This is a genomic window from Lentzea sp. NPDC060358 (assembly GCF_042725365.1).
In the GTDB taxonomy this organism is placed as follows: domain Bacteria; phylum Actinomycetota; class Actinomycetes; order Mycobacteriales; family Pseudonocardiaceae; genus Lentzea.
This window is the reverse complement of sequence record NZ_JBHXCW010000207.1, coordinates 1-13835: the sequence shown is the minus strand read 5'-3', so window position 1 is coordinate 13835 and position 13835 is coordinate 1. Positions and strand designations below refer to the sequence as shown.

Below are 13835 nucleotides of genomic sequence, written 5' to 3'. Positions count from 1 at the left end.
TGTTATTGGGTTCTTTGCCGTTTGGTGGTTGGTTGAGACGTATGGCCATGTAAACTTGTGAGTTGCCCCTTCTGCTGTTCTCAGCCGCAACTCGCGAGCGCCTGCTCCATTGCCGAACGTTCCGCCGGAGCCACGCTCAACCCATAAGCCGTTTTCACCGTCACGTACATCCGCCCGTACGAACACGCATATCCCGAATTGGGCGGCATCCACTCGTCAGGGGTCTTGTCGCTCTTCGACTGGTTCACCTTGCCCGACACGGCGACGAGGTTGCGCAGGTCGTTCGCCGCCGCCACCCGCTTGTCCTGCGGCCACGCCGCGGCCCCGCTGCGCCACATCTCCGCCAGCGGCACCACGTGGTCGATCTGGATCTTCGACGTGCCGGAGATCTGCGAGCCGGTGTACGGGTCGTCGAGCGTGCCGGACTGCACGCCGCAGCGGCCCTGCTTGCGCTCGACGTTCGTCAGGTCGCGGGCCAGGACCTGGCTGCGCTGGTCGCAGCCGTCGCCGTCGGCGTCGAACCACGGCTGGCCGAAGACGCACGCCTTGCCGTCGTCGCAGTCGCGCACGTAGCCGTCGAGCCTGCCCGGTGTGGCCACCGGCAGTGCTGCCAGGGAGGTGCGCGCCGTCACGGCGTCGAGGGTGCCGGCCGGTACGCGGTCCACCTGCGGGCCCGTCGGGGCCGAGGAGAGGGGCAACGCCGTACAGCCGGTCAGCAGGAAGATCAGCAGCAACCACCGCATGGGAAGGGCTTACCCGTCCCCGCGGTCGATCATGGCCGCTCAACGGCACAACTGGCGGGGACTGGATGGAGTACTCCGATTGTCGGACGAGTTCATCACGGCCCGAGTGGCAGACTGCCGCGCATGAAGCCAGTCGCGGCCCTCGCCGCCCTGCTCCTGCTCGTCGCCTCGTGCTCGAGCGAACCCGAAACGCCTCCCGTCGAACTGCCGCCGTCCGGCGCGAAGTTCGACTACCAGATCGGCGCGGTCTACCAGCCGGAGGCGCGGGTCAAGGTCGTGGTGCGGGACCGGGGCCAGTTCCCGGTGGGCGACCGCTACAACGTCTGCTACCTCAACGCCCTGCAGACGCAGCCGGACCCGATGGACGGCAGCCTCAGCTGGTGGAAGCAGCACCACCTGGACCTGCTGGTGAAGAACCCGGACGGCGAGCCGGCGATCGACCCCGAGTGGGACGAGGGCATCCTCGACATCTCCACCGCCGACAAGCGCGGCCGCATCCTCGACATCCAGAAGAAGTGGATCGAGGGCTGCAAGCTCTCGCGCTTCCAGGCGATCGAGGCGGACAACCTCGACTCGCACACGCGGGCCGGTGGGGCGTTCGACCTCAACGCCACCAAGGAGTTCATGAAGGCGTTCGTGCGGCACGCCCACGAGAAGGGGCTGGCCGTCGCGCAGAAGAACGGTCACGAGCTGGGCGACTCGGGCAAGAAGTACATCGGCTTCGACTTCGCCATCGCCGAGAACTGCCAGGCGAACGGCGAGTGCGGGCCGTACGCGGAGGCGTTCAGCGAGAAGGTCTTCGAGATCGAGTACTCCGACGAGGCGTTCCAGAAGTCGTGCTCCGATCGCGGCGGGAAGAGGTCCGTCATCCTCCGCGACCGGAACCTGGTGTCGTACGGACACCCCGACTACGTCTACGAGGCCTGTCCCAGCGCCTGAGCCAGGAAGCCCTGCCACTTCTCGGCCTGGCCAGTCGCGTCACCGAACACGTGGTGCCCGACGGCGTGCGTGCCGTGGAAGCGGTAGAGGCCTTCTGCGCCGCGCACGCCCAAGAACACGCCGGGCACGCCGTAGTCGACGACGCCCTTGATGCCGAACGGTTCCAGCACCACCTCGTCGCCGACGGCGAAGTCCGCGGGCACGCCGAGGGCCGCGGCCAGGCGGGGCCAGGCGTCGTCCGGCTGTTCGGACGGGGCCTGCGCGAACACGTAGGTGCCCGGCCGGCCCGCGAAGTGCCGCACGTACTGGCCCAGCGTGAACAGGTACATGTCCCAGCCGTGCGACTGCTGGTCGACGAACTCGTCGCCCCAGCCGTCGGCGAGGATCCCGGTGTGCACGAACCGCAGGACCGTCGAGCCCTGGTCGCGGCCCTCGACCAGGTACTCCATCGCGTGGAACGTGCCGTCCTCGCCCTTGTCGCTCTCGTGCGCGAGGCGCTTGCCCGGTTCCCAGGCCGTGATCGTCGAGGACTCCTGGAAGAAGCCCAGGTCGAGCGTCATGCGGCCGCCGAGGCGCCCGTCGACGGTGTGCGGGCCCATGAACCACGAGTCGATGCCGGGGCCCGTGGCGATGGCGTCCCAGACCTCGTCCGGGGTGCCCTCGACCTCGACTTCCTTGCTGATCTCGAACTCGTGGGTCATGACTCGTCCTCTTCCTTCGCGGCGGCGTTCACGCTGGGGTGCAGGGCGACGACGACTCGGTGCGGGCGCCCTCCCTCGGCCTGTTCGTCGTGGTACTTCGCGACGAGCTGTGTCACGGCGCCGGCGAGCTCCTCGGCGAACGCGGCGCGGTCCGCGGCGGTCGCGAAGCGGATCTCGCCGTCCAGCGCGAAGGTGGCGAGGCGCTTCTTCGCCCTGGTCGCGCCCGTGATCAACGTGCCGACGTCGCGGACCAGCCTCGCCGAGACCGCGAGCAGCCACCGCGCGGACAACCGGTCGGGGGAGCGCGCCGGGTCGGGCTGCACGGCCGCGAGCGCCGTCGGGGAGATGACGTAGGAGGCCGCCGTCGCCTGCAGCAGGCGCTCGTTGACGTTGCCCTTGCGCCGTTCCTCGACGAGTTCCACCAGGCCGTGCTGCTCCAGCGTGCGCAGGTGGTAGTTCACCTTCTGCCTGGGCAGGCCGACCTTCGCGGCGAGCATCGTCGCCGATCCCGGCTCTGCCAGCTCCGCGAGCAGCCTCGCTCGCACGGGGTCCAGCGACACCTCGGCCGCGGACGGGTCCTCGATCACCGCCACTTCGAACATGCCGCCAGCGTCACACCGAAAACAAAATTAGTCAAGAACTGACTTGCTGTCGGTGACTTTGCTCCACTCGGGTGGCGTTCGTGCTGATGGCGTAAGCGGCGTCTCGATTGGTCGTTGTCAGATGGCAACCCCTAGGAGACGAACATGATCACGATGCTGGTCCTGACGCTCTTGGCGTCACCCTTCGCCCTGACCGCCGCGAACGTCGGAAGACGCAGGTGGATACGCAAGAGGGGAGTCGCCCGAGTGCGCGCCGAGCTCGTCGGTTTCCACGCCGAGCTGGCCCGCCAGGGACTGAGTCACTTCTCCGGCCGGTGAACCTCGCCGGACGGTGAGATCCGGGTGACGACGTCGCCGTAGCGGTCCAGAAGCGCGGCCGCGACGGTCTCCCGGGAGCCGACGACGCAGAACTCGTGCAACACCTCGTCGGTGATCAGCTCGCTCATCTCCGCCCACTGCTGCCGCCGCGACCTGCGGTGCAGCTCCTCGTGCAGCGCGCCCCACCCGTGCAGGTCCAGAACCGGCCGGTACGCGGGCGTCGACCCGTAGAACGCGATCTGCCGCTTGACGTCGGCGACCTCCTCGTCGTTCGTCGCGGCGAACACGGGTCCGCTGATCTCGAAGCCCTCCAGCGTCTTGCCCGCCTTGGCCCGTCCGCGTTCCAGCGCGGGCAGCGTCACCTCGCGCAGGTACCGCTCGGTCGTGAAGTTGTGGCACAGGAAGCCGTCCGCGACCTCGCCCGCCACCTCCGTCATCCGTTCGCCGACGCCCGCGAGGTAGATCGGCGCGGCGCCGTGCGGGTTCGGTCCGGGATCGAAGAACGGCGTCATCAGCGTGTGCTTGTAGAACTCGCCGCGGAACGCCAGCCGCTCGCCCGTCTCCCACGCGTGCCAGATCGCGCGGATCGCGAGCACGAACTCGCGCATGCGCGCGGCCGGCCTGCTCCACGGCATCGCGAACCGCTTGGTGATGTGCGCCTCGACCTGCGAGCCCAGGCCGAGGTTGAACCGGCCCCCGGACACCAGCCGCAGGTCGTTCGCGGTGGTGGCGACGGTCATGGGGTTGCGGGCGAACGCCACCGCGATCGCCGTGCCGAGCTCGATCCGCTCGGTCACCACGGCGGCGCCCGCCAGCGCGAGGAACGGGTCGTGCTTCGTCTCGGCGAGCCAGAACCCGTCGTAGCCGAGGTCCTCCGCGCTCTTCGCGAGGGAACCGGCGTCGGCCGGGGTGTAGTCGACGGCAGCCTTGTCCAGCTTCATGCCGCTGAGGTTATTAGCGGTAGCGCGACTCGCACGCGATGCCGTTGCGGTTCTCGTCGAGCTCCACGCGGTAGCCCGGCTGGCCCCAGTAGAGCGGCGCGGCGCCGGCGCGGCGGGCGTCGTCGCAGGTCGCGAAGAACACCGGCGGCCTGGGCCGCGTGGTGGTCACCTTCGGCTTCGTCGTCGTGACGACCGGCGGAGGAGGCGGCGGTGGCGGGGGAGCGGCCGGGGTCTCGGTGGCGTCCTTGCCGCCGCACGGCGAGCCCCAGAGCCCCATCGGGACCCGTTGCGCGACCACTTCGGCTTCCTTCTGCGCGGGCGTCGGCGTGCCCGCGGTGCGCCCGGCGCCGTTGCCCAGCGCGAGCAACGCGTAGTCGGTGCCGTCGGCGAGGCTGAGCGCGCCGGTGGCCCGGTCGTAGCGGACCTGCTGGTTCAGCAGCATGCTCCGGGCGAAGCCGGTGGCGGCCCCGGCCCAGCACGGACCGGGCTGGGCGAGGCCGCTGACCTCGGCTTTCGTGCCGTCGGAGAGCATCACCGCGCGGCCGTCGACGATCGAGGCGACGGTGAGGTCGAGCTGGGCGGGCGGCACCGACGCCGACGTCGTGACCGGGGTGTTCTCGACCGGTTTCTCGACGGCGACGGGAGTCGACTGCTGCACCTGCGTCGCGCAGCCCGCGGTCAGCGCGACCAGCAGGACACCGCACACAGCTCTCCACCCCGACATGGCCCCGAATGGTGCCCTAGATCGCCGGTGTGGCCAAGGTTACGTATTCGCCTCGGACCGGTTCACGGGTAGACCGAACTGAAATACGGAGATGCCCAGTTCAGCGGGCGGGCTTGAGCGTCCAGACGACGGTCATCTCGCCGGTGGTCACACCCTCGGCGTTGGTGATCGTGATCGTCACCGGGAACTCGGGGCGCGTGCCCGACTCCAGTTCGGCCAGGACGTCGTCGGCGGAGCGGCCCAGCACGGCCTCCGCGCGCAGCACGCCCATCGCGATCTTCCGGTAGGAGATGTCCGCGCGGACGGCGAGCGGCGTGGCCTTGCCCAGGTGGGCGGAGAACGCGGCCATCACGACGGCGCCGGACGCGGACTCGCCGAGCCCGAACATCATCGCGGCGTGCGGCCCGCCGATGTGGTTGTGCAGCGTCGGCTCGTCCGGCAGCGACGCGACGACACGGCCGGCGGACACCTCTTCGAACTCGATGCCGGTGGTCTTCACGTACGGCACGGCCTGCCGCATGGCGTCGGCGACGAACGACACGTCTTGGCTCATGAGAGGGATGCTACCGGTGGGTAACCCGAGTGGCTACCCGCCGGTAACACCCACTGCGCGTGTGCGTACCACTCCACAGTGGAGTGAGACCCGGAACTCACTTGCAATCCGCTGGACCGAGATGGATGCTTGTACCGAGCAACTAGTTGGGTGATACAAGCAACGAGGTGGCAGATGGTCGACCCGGGCAGGTGCATCGGCGTGGACACGGGCATCGATCCCGAGCACGAGCTCGCGGATCGGGTCGGCATGGCCATGGTGCGCCTGAACAAGATGCACGCCCAGATGTCGCACCAGATGGCCAAGCAGGGCATGGACAAGTCCGCCTTCGTTCTCCTCGCGACGCTCTCCGGTCTCGGTGAGTGCCGCTCGAGTGCGCTCGCGGAGGCGGTGCTCTCCGACCCGTCCACGGTCAGCCGGCAGGTGGCCGGTCTGGTCAAGGACGGGCTCGTGGAGAGGCGAGCTGATCCGGCAGACGGGCGGGCCAGCGTCCTCGCCGTCACACAGGCGGGGTTCACGCTGATCAGGGACCGGCGCCGACAGCGCAACGAGGCCATCGAGCGGATGTTCGCCGAGTGGCCGGCAGAGGACTTCGAGAACTTCGCGGAACTGTTCGAGCGCTTCGTCCAGGACTACGAGCGCACGGTTCCGTCGTTCATGACCGACCGCGGGACGGGGACCCGCGCAGGAGGGGAAAACTAGAAATGTCACAGACAACCGATGCGGCGACTCCCGCGCCAGGAGCTTCCCTGACGCATCGCCAAATCCTGACGATCCTGTCCGGCCTGCTGCTGGGCATGTTCCTCGCGGCGCTGGACCAGATGATCGTCGCCAGCGCCATGAAGACCATCGCGGACCAGCTGCACGGCCAGACGCTGCAGGCGTGGGCGACCACCGCCTACCTGATCACCGCGACCATCACGACCCCGCTGTACGGCAAGCTGTCCGACATCTACGGGCGCAAGCCGATGTACCTCGCGGCGATCTCGCTGTTCCTCGTCGGCTCGCTGCTCTCGGGCATCGCGACGTCGATGTACGAGCTCGCGGCGTTCCGCGCCGTGCAGGGCCTCGGCGCCGGCGGTCTGATGTCGCTCGCGTTCGCGATCATGGCGGACATCATCTCGCCGCGTGAGCGCAGCAAGTACTCCGCGTACTTCATGGCCGTGTTCGGCTCGGCCAGCGTGCTCGGCCCGGTCATCGGCGGCGTGTTCGCCGGCCTCACCACGTTCCTCGGGGTCACCGGCTGGCGCTGGGTGTTCCTGGTCAACGTGCCGATCGCGCTGCTCGCGCTGTTCGTCGTGGCCCGCGTGCTCAACATCCCGCACCAGCGCGTCAACCACCGCATCGACTTCGGCGGCGCCATCGCGCTGACCGTCGGCCTCGTGCCGCTGCTGATCGTGGCCGAGCAGGGCCGCGAGTGGGGCTGGGCGTCGACGACCTCGATCGCCATGTACGTCATCGGCGTGATCGGCCTGGTCGCGTTCGTGTGGGTCGAGAACCGCATGGGCGACGAGGCGCTGCTGCCGATCCGGTTGTTCCGCAACCAGACCTTCGCGCTCGGCAACACGATCAACTTCGTGCTCGGCATCGGCATGTTCGGCGGCATGGTCTCCATCCCGCTGTACCTGCAGATCGTGAAGGGCGTCTCGCCGACCACGGCGGGCCTGATGCTGCTGCCGATGACGTTCGGCATCATGTCGGCCACCGCGATCTCCGGCAAGATCACCTCGTCGACCGGCCGCTACAAGATCTTCCCGATCATCGGCGCCGGCCTGATGGCGATCGCGCTGTTCCTGTTCAGCACCATCGGCACGGACACGCCGAACTGGCAGACGATGATCTACATGTTCATCATGGGCGCCGGCCTCGGCCAGTGCATGCAGACCCTGCTGCTGGCGATCCAGAACGACTCCGAGCCGCGCGACATGGGCGTCGCGACCGCGTCGGCGACGTTCTTCCGCCAGATCGGCGGCACGGTGGGCACCGCGGTGTTCCTGTCGATCCTGTTCAGCACGGTCGGCGACAAGATCGCGTCCGGCATCCGGGCCGCGCTGCAGACCGACGCGTTCAACGCGGCGCTGCGGCAGAACCCGGAGTTCGCCAAGATGCTGCAGGGCGGCGGGTCCGGTGTCGACATCAACAACACCGAGTTCCTGAAGGACCTCGACCCGGTGCTGGCCAAGCCGTTCCTCGACGGGTTCTCCGGAGCGATCGACCTGGTCTTCATGACCGGCGGGATCGTGATGGTGGCGGCGTTCGTGCTCGTGTGGTTCCTGCGCGAGAAGCCGCTGTCCACCAAGTCCGGGCTGGAGCGGGTTGCCGACGCCGAGTCTGTGGCGATCCACTAGTTCTTGGTTTGCGAAGAAGGGCCGTTCCTCGGTGTGAGGGGCGGCCCTTCTGCCGTTGGGGGCCGGCGCAGGCCTCGGGGGTCGGCGTAAGCCTTGGGGGCGGGCGGAGGCCTTGGGGGCTGGCGCAGGCCAGAAATGTCAGACCCGCTGGGTACGTTGGGTCGCGGGGGAGCCTGAACGCGAGGGGACCCCTGCGCCAGCCTGCCCACGCACCCGGACAAGCCGGCTTTCGCATCGGCTGGCTCCCGCACCGCCGCCGACACCCGCACCGCCGCCGACACCCGCGCCACCGCCGCCGACACCCGCGCCAGCCCGTCCCGCGCTAGCCAGGCCTGCCCCGCACCGGCCCGCACCGCACCGCACCGCACCGCACCAGCCTGCACCGGCCTGGCCTGCACCGGCCCGCACCGGCCCGCACCGCACCAGCCTGGCCTGCACCGGCCCGCACCGCACCAGCCTGCACCGGCCTGGCCTGCACCGACCCGGCCCGCACCGACCCGGCCCGCAAGCCCCGGCCCGGTGCGCGCCGTCAGCCCCAGCACCCCCGAAAACGACAAAGGACCGTCCTCCCAGCGGGGGACGGCCCTGTCGCGCACGGCTCAGTGGAACGTCTCGCCCCGCGCCTCGGCGTCCTTCAGGCGCTGGTAGGAGCGCTTGATCTCGGCCTCGGCCTCGGTGCGGCCCACCCAGGTCGCGCCCTCGACGCTCTTGCCCGGCTCGAGGTCCTTGTAGACCTCGAAGAAGTGCTGGATCTCCAGGCGGTCGAACTCCGCCAGGTGGTGGATGTCGCGCAGGTGCTCGTGCCGCGGGTCGAAGGCCGGGACGCAGAGAACCTTGTCGTCGCCGCCCTTCTCGTCGGTCATGCGGAACATGCCGATGGCGCGCGCGGCGATCAGGCAGCCGGGGAACGTCGGCTCCTGGACGAGGACGAGGGCGTCCAGGGGGTCGCCGTCCTCACCCAGGGTGTTCTCGATGAACCCGTAGTCGGCGGGGTACTGCGTCGACGTGAACAACGTGCGGTCGAGGCGGATGCGACCAGACTTGTGGTCCACCTCGTACTTGTTGCGCACGCCCTTGGGGATCTCGATCAGGACGTCGAACTCCACTGGTCCTCGCTCATGTAGCCCATTCGTGACCCCACTAGTGTGGACCACGACGCCCTGTCAACCCTCATCGGAGCGGCGGCTCGAGGGTGTGAGATTGCCCGTACCGAGCAGACGGAGGTCCTCTTGCCGGACGAGCCCGCGTGGCCGACCGAGGACGACGACACCGAGTCCGCCGGTGCGTCCTCCGAGGCGACGGTGCAGGTCAGCCGCCCGTCCGTTGACCAGCCGACGATGCGGTTCCCGTTGGCCTCCGTGCTCTCGCCACCGTCCACACAGGAGCCGTTGCGCTCCTCTCCCGTCCGCGTGGTTCCCGTCGCGCCGAAGGGCGCTCCGCAGGGCTCCGGCGGGCCCCAGCGGGGGTCCGGGGGCGGTTCCGGGGAAAAGCCGGGTGGGAAGTCTCACGCGACGATTGGTCCAGAAGTCGGCCAACCTCGGGAGGTCCCGGACTCCGAGCGCACCGCGGTGAACCTGAAGCCCGTCGAGACCCCGCGCGCCAAGCCGGTGCGGGTCCAGGGCGGCGAGCAGCAGCCGGCGCCGGTCGTCGAGCCGAAGGCCAACCGGACCCGCGTGGTGCCCAAGCCCGACGTGTCCAACGCGAAGACCGCGCGCGTCGACCAGCTGCCGATGACGAACCAGTCGTGGTTCGACCAGAAGGCCGCGCCCGAGCAGCCACGTCCCGAGCAGCACCGGCAGACCCAGCGCCCCGAACCCCAGCAGCCCGCCGAGCAGAAGCGTCCCGAACAGCCGCCCATCGCGACCATGCGGGTCGACCAGCTCCAGCGCCGGCAACCCGCCCGGTTCGAGCAGGCGCAGCGTCCAGCGCGTCCCGAACCCGCGCAGCAGCCCCCCGAGAAGCTCCCCGTCACCGGCTACGACGAGGACCCGGAGGACCGGCTCACCGACGACGAGCCGAAGAAGAGCCGCAAGGTCCTCGCGGTCGTCCTCAGCCTGCTGGTCGTGGCGGCGCTCGCGGGCGCCACGGTCTACGCGGTCAGCGAGCTCGGCGGCCCCGAGGCGGTCGAGACCAAGCCGCCCGCACCGCCCGCCGACGTGCGGCAGCTCGTCAAGGCGGCCACCGCCGGTGCGCCGGCGCCGTCCCCGGCGGGGGTGAAGCAGGCCCTGACCGGCCCGGCGGGCAACGGCGTCCTCGGCACGCTCACCGGCAGCGTCGTCGACCCCGCCAACGCCGCCGCGCTGTGGCAGCAGGGCGACACGACGCCCGCCACGCCCGCGTCGAGCCTCAAGATCCTCACGGCCGCCGCCGCGCTGCTCAGCCTCGAGCGGACCGACCAGCTCAGCACCAAGGTCGTGCAGGGCGCCGAACCCGGCACCGTCGTGGTCGTCGGCGGCGGCGACCCGACGATCTCCGGCGCGCCCGGCCGGTCCGTCTACCCCGGCGCGGCCTCCCTCGACGACCTCGTCAACCAGGTCAGGCAGAAGGGGCCGGTCACCAAGGTCCTCTTCGACCTCAGCCGCTACACCGGCGAGGCGCTCGGGCCGCAGTGGGAGCAGGCCGACATCGGCGGCGGCTCGGTCGCGCCGATCGTGCCGTTCATGCTCGACGGCGGCCGGGTCGACCAGACCGACGTCAACAGCGCCCGCACCGGCAGCCCCGGCCAGGCGGCGGCCGACGCGTTCGCGCAGCGCATCGGGGCGCCCGGCGCCACCGCGGGCTCCGCTCCCGCCGGCGCGCCGGTGCTCGGCGAGATCAAGTCGGCGCCGGTCGAGCAGCTCGTCGACAACATGATGCAGATCTCGGACAACGTCCTCACCGAGGCGATCGCCCGCGAGATCGCGATCAAGACCGGCAACGAGCCGTCGTTCGCCGGTGGCGTCAAGGCCGTCCGGGACGTCCTGACCAAGAACGGCTTCGACCTCGCCGCCGCGAGCTTCGTGGACGGCAGCGGCCTCTCCGCCAGCAACAAGATCCCGGCCAAGCTGCTCACCGACGTCCTCACCGCGGCCGCCAAGCCCACGCTGGACGACCCGCGCACCGCGAAGCTGCGGCCCCTGCTCACGGCGCTGCCGGTCGCGGGCGGCAGCGGCACGCTCGCCGGTCGCTACACGGGCGGCTCGGCGGCGGGCAGGGGCTGGGTGCGCGCCAAGACCGGCACGCTCACCGGCGTCAACGCGCTCGCCGGGGTGGTCGTCGACGTCGACGGGCGGGTGCTGGTGTTCGCGTTCATGTCGGCCGGCGGCGCCAACCCGGAGACCGAGGTGCGGCCCGCGCTCGACGTGATGGCCGCTGCGTTGCGAGGCTGTGGCTGTTCGTAGCGGGGCGTGCGCAGGTAGCGTCGGAACCGTGAACGGCGCGACGGAGGCAGAGCTCGGCCCGGTGGACTGGGACCTGGCGGTTTCGACCGCTGTCCGGCTCGTGCGACCAGGACCGGTGATCGGCAAGGACGAGGCCGAGCACGTCGTCGGCCGGCTCCGCGAGCTCGCGCCGCAGGCCGAGGTCCACGTCAGAGAGCTGACCGGACTCGGCCAGGGGCTGCCGCTGCTGCCGGGCGAGGTCGTCGACCGTCCCGCGTGGGTGAAGGCCGCCGCGCAGGGGCTGGCCGCGCTGACCGGACCCGCCATGACGCGCCCGACCGGTCCGATGGCGAGCCTGCTCGCCGGGACGGCCGGGGTGCAGGCCGGCGTGGTGATGGCGTTCCTGTCCTCGCGGGTGCTCGGCCAGTACGACCCGTTCGGCCCCGACGACCAGCTCGCCGGGCGCCTGCTGCTCGTCGCGCCGAACATCGTTGGCGCGCAACAGGCCCTGGACGTCCCCGACGACGACTTCCGGCTGTGGGTGTGCCTGCACGAGTGCACGCACCGCCTGCAGTTCACCGGCGTGCCGTGGCTGCGCCGGTACTTCTCCGACCAGGTCACCTCGCTGCTGTCCGCAATGGACGAGGAACGGGCGCCGCTGTCCGACGTGATCCGCGACTTCCGGCAGAAGCTGCGCGAGGGCGACGGCCCGATGGGGCTGATCGAGCTCATCCAGTCGCCGCAGCAGAAAGCCGTGCTGGACCGGTTGATCGCACTGTCCACTTTGCTCGAGGGCCACGCCGACCACGTGATGGACGCGGTGGGCCCGTCCGTCGTGCCGTCCGTCGCGACGATCCGCACCCGCTTCAGCGCGCGGCGCAAGGGCGGCGGCCTGCTCGACCGGATCCTGCGCACGGTGCTCGGCGTCGAGGCGAAGGTGCGCCAGTACGAGGAGGGCGCGGAGTTCACCTCGTACGTCGTCGAACGCGTCGGGATGGACGGCTTCAACGCGGTCTGGACGTCCGCGGACACCCTGCCGACCCGCGCGGAGATCACCGACCCGATGAGCTGGCTGCGCCGCGTGGCACCGTGAACGGACCGGTCGCCGAGGTCAGGACGGCCGTCCGCAGGTTCCTCGACGAGGTCCGCCCGGACGCGGTGACCGTGGCGGTCTCCGGCGGCGCCGACTCGCTGGCACTGGCCGCGTGCGTGGGCAGGCTGCTGCCCGGCGCGTCCGCGGTCGTGGTCGACCACCAGCTCCAGCCCGGCTCGGCCGAGGTGGCGCTGCGGGCCGCCGGGCAGTGCGCCGGGTTCGGTCTCGTGGCGCGCGTGGAGGCGGTGGCGGTGGACGGGCCGGGCGGACCCGAGGCGGCGGCCCGCAGGGCCCGCTACGCGGCGCTGAGACCGGCGCACGGCGTCGTGCTGCTCGGCCACACCCTCGACGACCAGGCGGAGACCGTGCTGCTCGGCCTGGGGCGTGGTTCCGGACCGCGTTCGATCGCCGGCATGCGCGCCTACGACTCGCCGTGGGGCCGTCCGCTGCTCGGCGTCACACGGGCCACCACACGCGCTTACTGCGCCGAGGAAGGCATCGAGCCGTGGGAGGACCCGCACAACTCGGACCCCTCGTTCACCCGTGTGCGCTTGCGGTCCGAGGTCCTGCCGTTGCTGGAAGACGTGCTGCAAGGCGGTGTCGCGGCGTCGTTGGCGCGCACGGCGGCTCAGTTGCGAGAGGACTGTGACGCACTCGACTCCCTCGCGTCGGCCTTCAGCGGCGACTGCTGCGCGATCGACGACATCGCCGAACTGCCCGCCGCACTGCGACGCAGGGTGCTCAGGTCGTGGCTCATCGAGGAGGGTGTGCCGGAACTGTCCGATTCGCACCTGCGCCGCGTCGATGCACTGGTGAGTGAATGGCGCGGTCAGGGCGGCGTCTGGCTACCCGGCGGCTTTGTCGCAAGCCGTGCGCATGGCAGGCTCGTTGTGGAACCACAATCTTAAGCAGAGGGGACCCGTCCGTGTACGACGGCGACATCGCATCCGTGCTCATCACCGAGCAGGAGATCAGCGACAAGGTCACCGAGCTCGCCGAGCAGGTCGCGGCTGATCACCCAGAAGGTGACTCCGACCTCGTGCTGATCACCGTGCTCAAGGGCGCCGTGATGTTCATGGCCGACCTCGCCCGCGCGCTGCCCGTCCCGGTGCAGCTCGAGTTCATGGCCGTTTCGTCCTACGGCTCCTCCACGTCGTCCTCCGGCGTGGTGCGGATCCTGAAGGACCTGGACCGCGACATCGCCGACCGCAACGTGGTGATCGTCGAGGACATCATCGACTCGGGCCTCACCCTGTCGTGGCTGCTGAAGAACCTGCAGTCGCGGCGGCCGAAGTCGTTGCAGGTGTGCACGTTGCTGCGCAAGCCCGACGCCGTGAAGGTCGAGGTGCCGGTGAAGTACGTCGGGTTCGACATCCCCAACGAGTTCGTCGTCGGGTACGGGCTCGACTACGCGGAGCGGTACCGGGACCTGCCCTACATCGGGACGCTGGACCCGAAGGTCTACTCGAACTGACCTCCCGTCCGGGCGCCGCAAGACGAGAGAACGCCGGGCC

The 13835-nt window shown here is 70.2% G+C and carries 15 protein-coding genes; 8 read left to right on the top strand and 7 right to left on the bottom strand.

What is annotated here, in order from left to right; all coding sequences use genetic code 11:
* Positions 1-80: 80 nt before the first annotated feature.
* Entirely contained in the window at positions 81-743 is a 663-nt protein-coding gene (locus ACFWGZ_RS31895; protein ID WP_382455298.1) for an HNH endonuclease family protein, read from the bottom strand.
* A 123-nt stretch (positions 744-866) separates the two neighbouring features.
* Here ACFWGZ_RS31895 and ACFWGZ_RS31890 point away from each other — a divergent pair, with 123 nt between their 5' ends.
* Positions 867-1682, top strand: coding sequence for an endo alpha-1,4 polygalactosaminidase (locus ACFWGZ_RS31890; RefSeq protein WP_382455297.1), 816 nt, complete (start codon positions 867-869; stop codon positions 1680-1682).
* Here ACFWGZ_RS31890 and ACFWGZ_RS31885 read toward each other — a convergent pair.
* Positions 1658-2383 (bottom strand): SRPBCC domain-containing protein, encoded by a 726-nt coding sequence (locus ACFWGZ_RS31885; RefSeq protein ID WP_382455296.1) that lies wholly within the window; start codon positions 2381-2383, stop codon positions 1658-1660. The genes ACFWGZ_RS31890 and ACFWGZ_RS31885 overlap by 25 nt on opposite strands.
* Positions 2380-2985 carry an ArsR/SmtB family transcription factor gene (locus ACFWGZ_RS31880; RefSeq protein WP_382455295.1) on the bottom strand — a complete coding sequence of 202 codons (606 nt, stop codon included), beginning with the start codon at positions 2983-2985 and terminating at the stop codon, positions 2380-2382. Before ACFWGZ_RS31880 ends, ACFWGZ_RS31885 begins: the two co-directional genes overlap by 4 nt.
* Before the next feature lie 144 nt (positions 2986-3129).
* Between ACFWGZ_RS31880 and ACFWGZ_RS31875 the strand changes: the two genes are divergently transcribed.
* The gene (locus ACFWGZ_RS31875; protein ID WP_382455294.1) at positions 3130-3303 is read left to right on the top strand and encodes a hypothetical protein; all 174 of its coding nucleotides are present in this window, start codon (positions 3130-3132) and stop codon (positions 3301-3303) included.
* Here the strand turns inward: ACFWGZ_RS31875 and ACFWGZ_RS31870 are convergent.
* From ACFWGZ_RS31870 to ACFWGZ_RS31860, 3 genes are all read right to left on the bottom strand, one after another.
* Complete coding sequence (locus ACFWGZ_RS31870; protein WP_382455293.1) at positions 3285-4244, bottom strand: TIGR03617 family F420-dependent LLM class oxidoreductase; 960 nt, start codon at positions 4242-4244, stop codon at positions 3285-3287. The two genes, ACFWGZ_RS31875 and ACFWGZ_RS31870, sit on opposite strands and share 19 nt — an antisense overlap.
* 13 nt (positions 4245-4257) lie before the next feature.
* The gene (locus ACFWGZ_RS31865) at positions 4258-4968 is read right to left on the bottom strand and encodes an excalibur calcium-binding domain-containing protein (RefSeq protein ID WP_382455292.1); all 711 of its coding nucleotides are present in this window, start codon (positions 4966-4968) and stop codon (positions 4258-4260) included.
* Positions 4969-5068: 100 nt separating this feature from the next.
* A complete protein-coding gene (locus ACFWGZ_RS31860) occupies positions 5069-5521 on the bottom strand; it encodes a DUF4442 domain-containing protein (RefSeq protein ID WP_382455291.1) in 453 nt (150 codons plus the stop codon).
* Positions 5522-5695: 174 nt separating this feature from the next.
* On the opposite strand from ACFWGZ_RS31860, the gene ACFWGZ_RS31855 reads away from it, so the two are divergent.
* Both ACFWGZ_RS31855 and ACFWGZ_RS31850 read left to right on the top strand, forming a co-directional pair.
* Complete coding sequence (locus ACFWGZ_RS31855; RefSeq protein ID WP_382455290.1) at positions 5696-6223, top strand: MarR family winged helix-turn-helix transcriptional regulator; 528 nt, start codon at positions 5696-5698, stop codon at positions 6221-6223.
* A gap of 2 nt (positions 6224-6225) precedes the next feature.
* On the top strand, positions 6226-7869 hold the full coding sequence (locus ACFWGZ_RS31850) for an MDR family MFS transporter (protein WP_382455289.1): 1644 nt from the start codon (positions 6226-6228) through the stop codon (positions 7867-7869).
* Between the two features lie 599 nt (positions 7870-8468).
* Here ACFWGZ_RS31850 and ACFWGZ_RS31845 read toward each other — a convergent pair.
* Positions 8469-8975 carry an inorganic diphosphatase gene (locus ACFWGZ_RS31845; protein WP_330853529.1) on the bottom strand — a complete coding sequence of 169 codons (507 nt, stop codon included), beginning with the start codon at positions 8973-8975 and terminating at the stop codon, positions 8469-8471.
* A 462-nt stretch (positions 8976-9437) separates the two neighbouring features.
* Here ACFWGZ_RS31845 and dacB point away from each other — a divergent pair, with 462 nt between their 5' ends.
* The 4 genes from dacB to hpt are packed head-to-tail and all read left to right on the top strand — an operon-like array spanning position 9438 to position 13795.
* On the top strand, positions 9438-11249 hold the full coding sequence (gene dacB / locus ACFWGZ_RS31840) for a D-alanyl-D-alanine carboxypeptidase/D-alanyl-D-alanine-endopeptidase (RefSeq protein ID WP_382455288.1): 1812 nt from the start codon (positions 9438-9440) through the stop codon (positions 11247-11249).
* 28 nt (positions 11250-11277) lie between these two features.
* Positions 11278-12321, top strand: coding sequence for a zinc-dependent metalloprotease (locus ACFWGZ_RS31835; RefSeq protein ID WP_382455287.1), 1044 nt, complete (start codon positions 11278-11280; stop codon positions 12319-12321).
* Positions 12318-13229 carry a tRNA lysidine(34) synthetase TilS gene (gene tilS / locus ACFWGZ_RS31830; RefSeq protein WP_382455286.1) on the top strand — a complete coding sequence of 304 codons (912 nt, stop codon included), beginning with the start codon at positions 12318-12320 and terminating at the stop codon, positions 13227-13229. The genes ACFWGZ_RS31835 and tilS overlap by 4 nt, the downstream gene beginning before the upstream one ends.
* 17 nt (positions 13230-13246) lie before the next feature.
* Positions 13247-13795, top strand: a complete 549-nt coding sequence (gene hpt / locus ACFWGZ_RS31825; protein ID WP_382455285.1) for a hypoxanthine phosphoribosyltransferase — start codon at positions 13247-13249, stop codon at positions 13793-13795.
* The last annotated feature ends 40 nt before the right edge of the window (positions 13796-13835 follow it).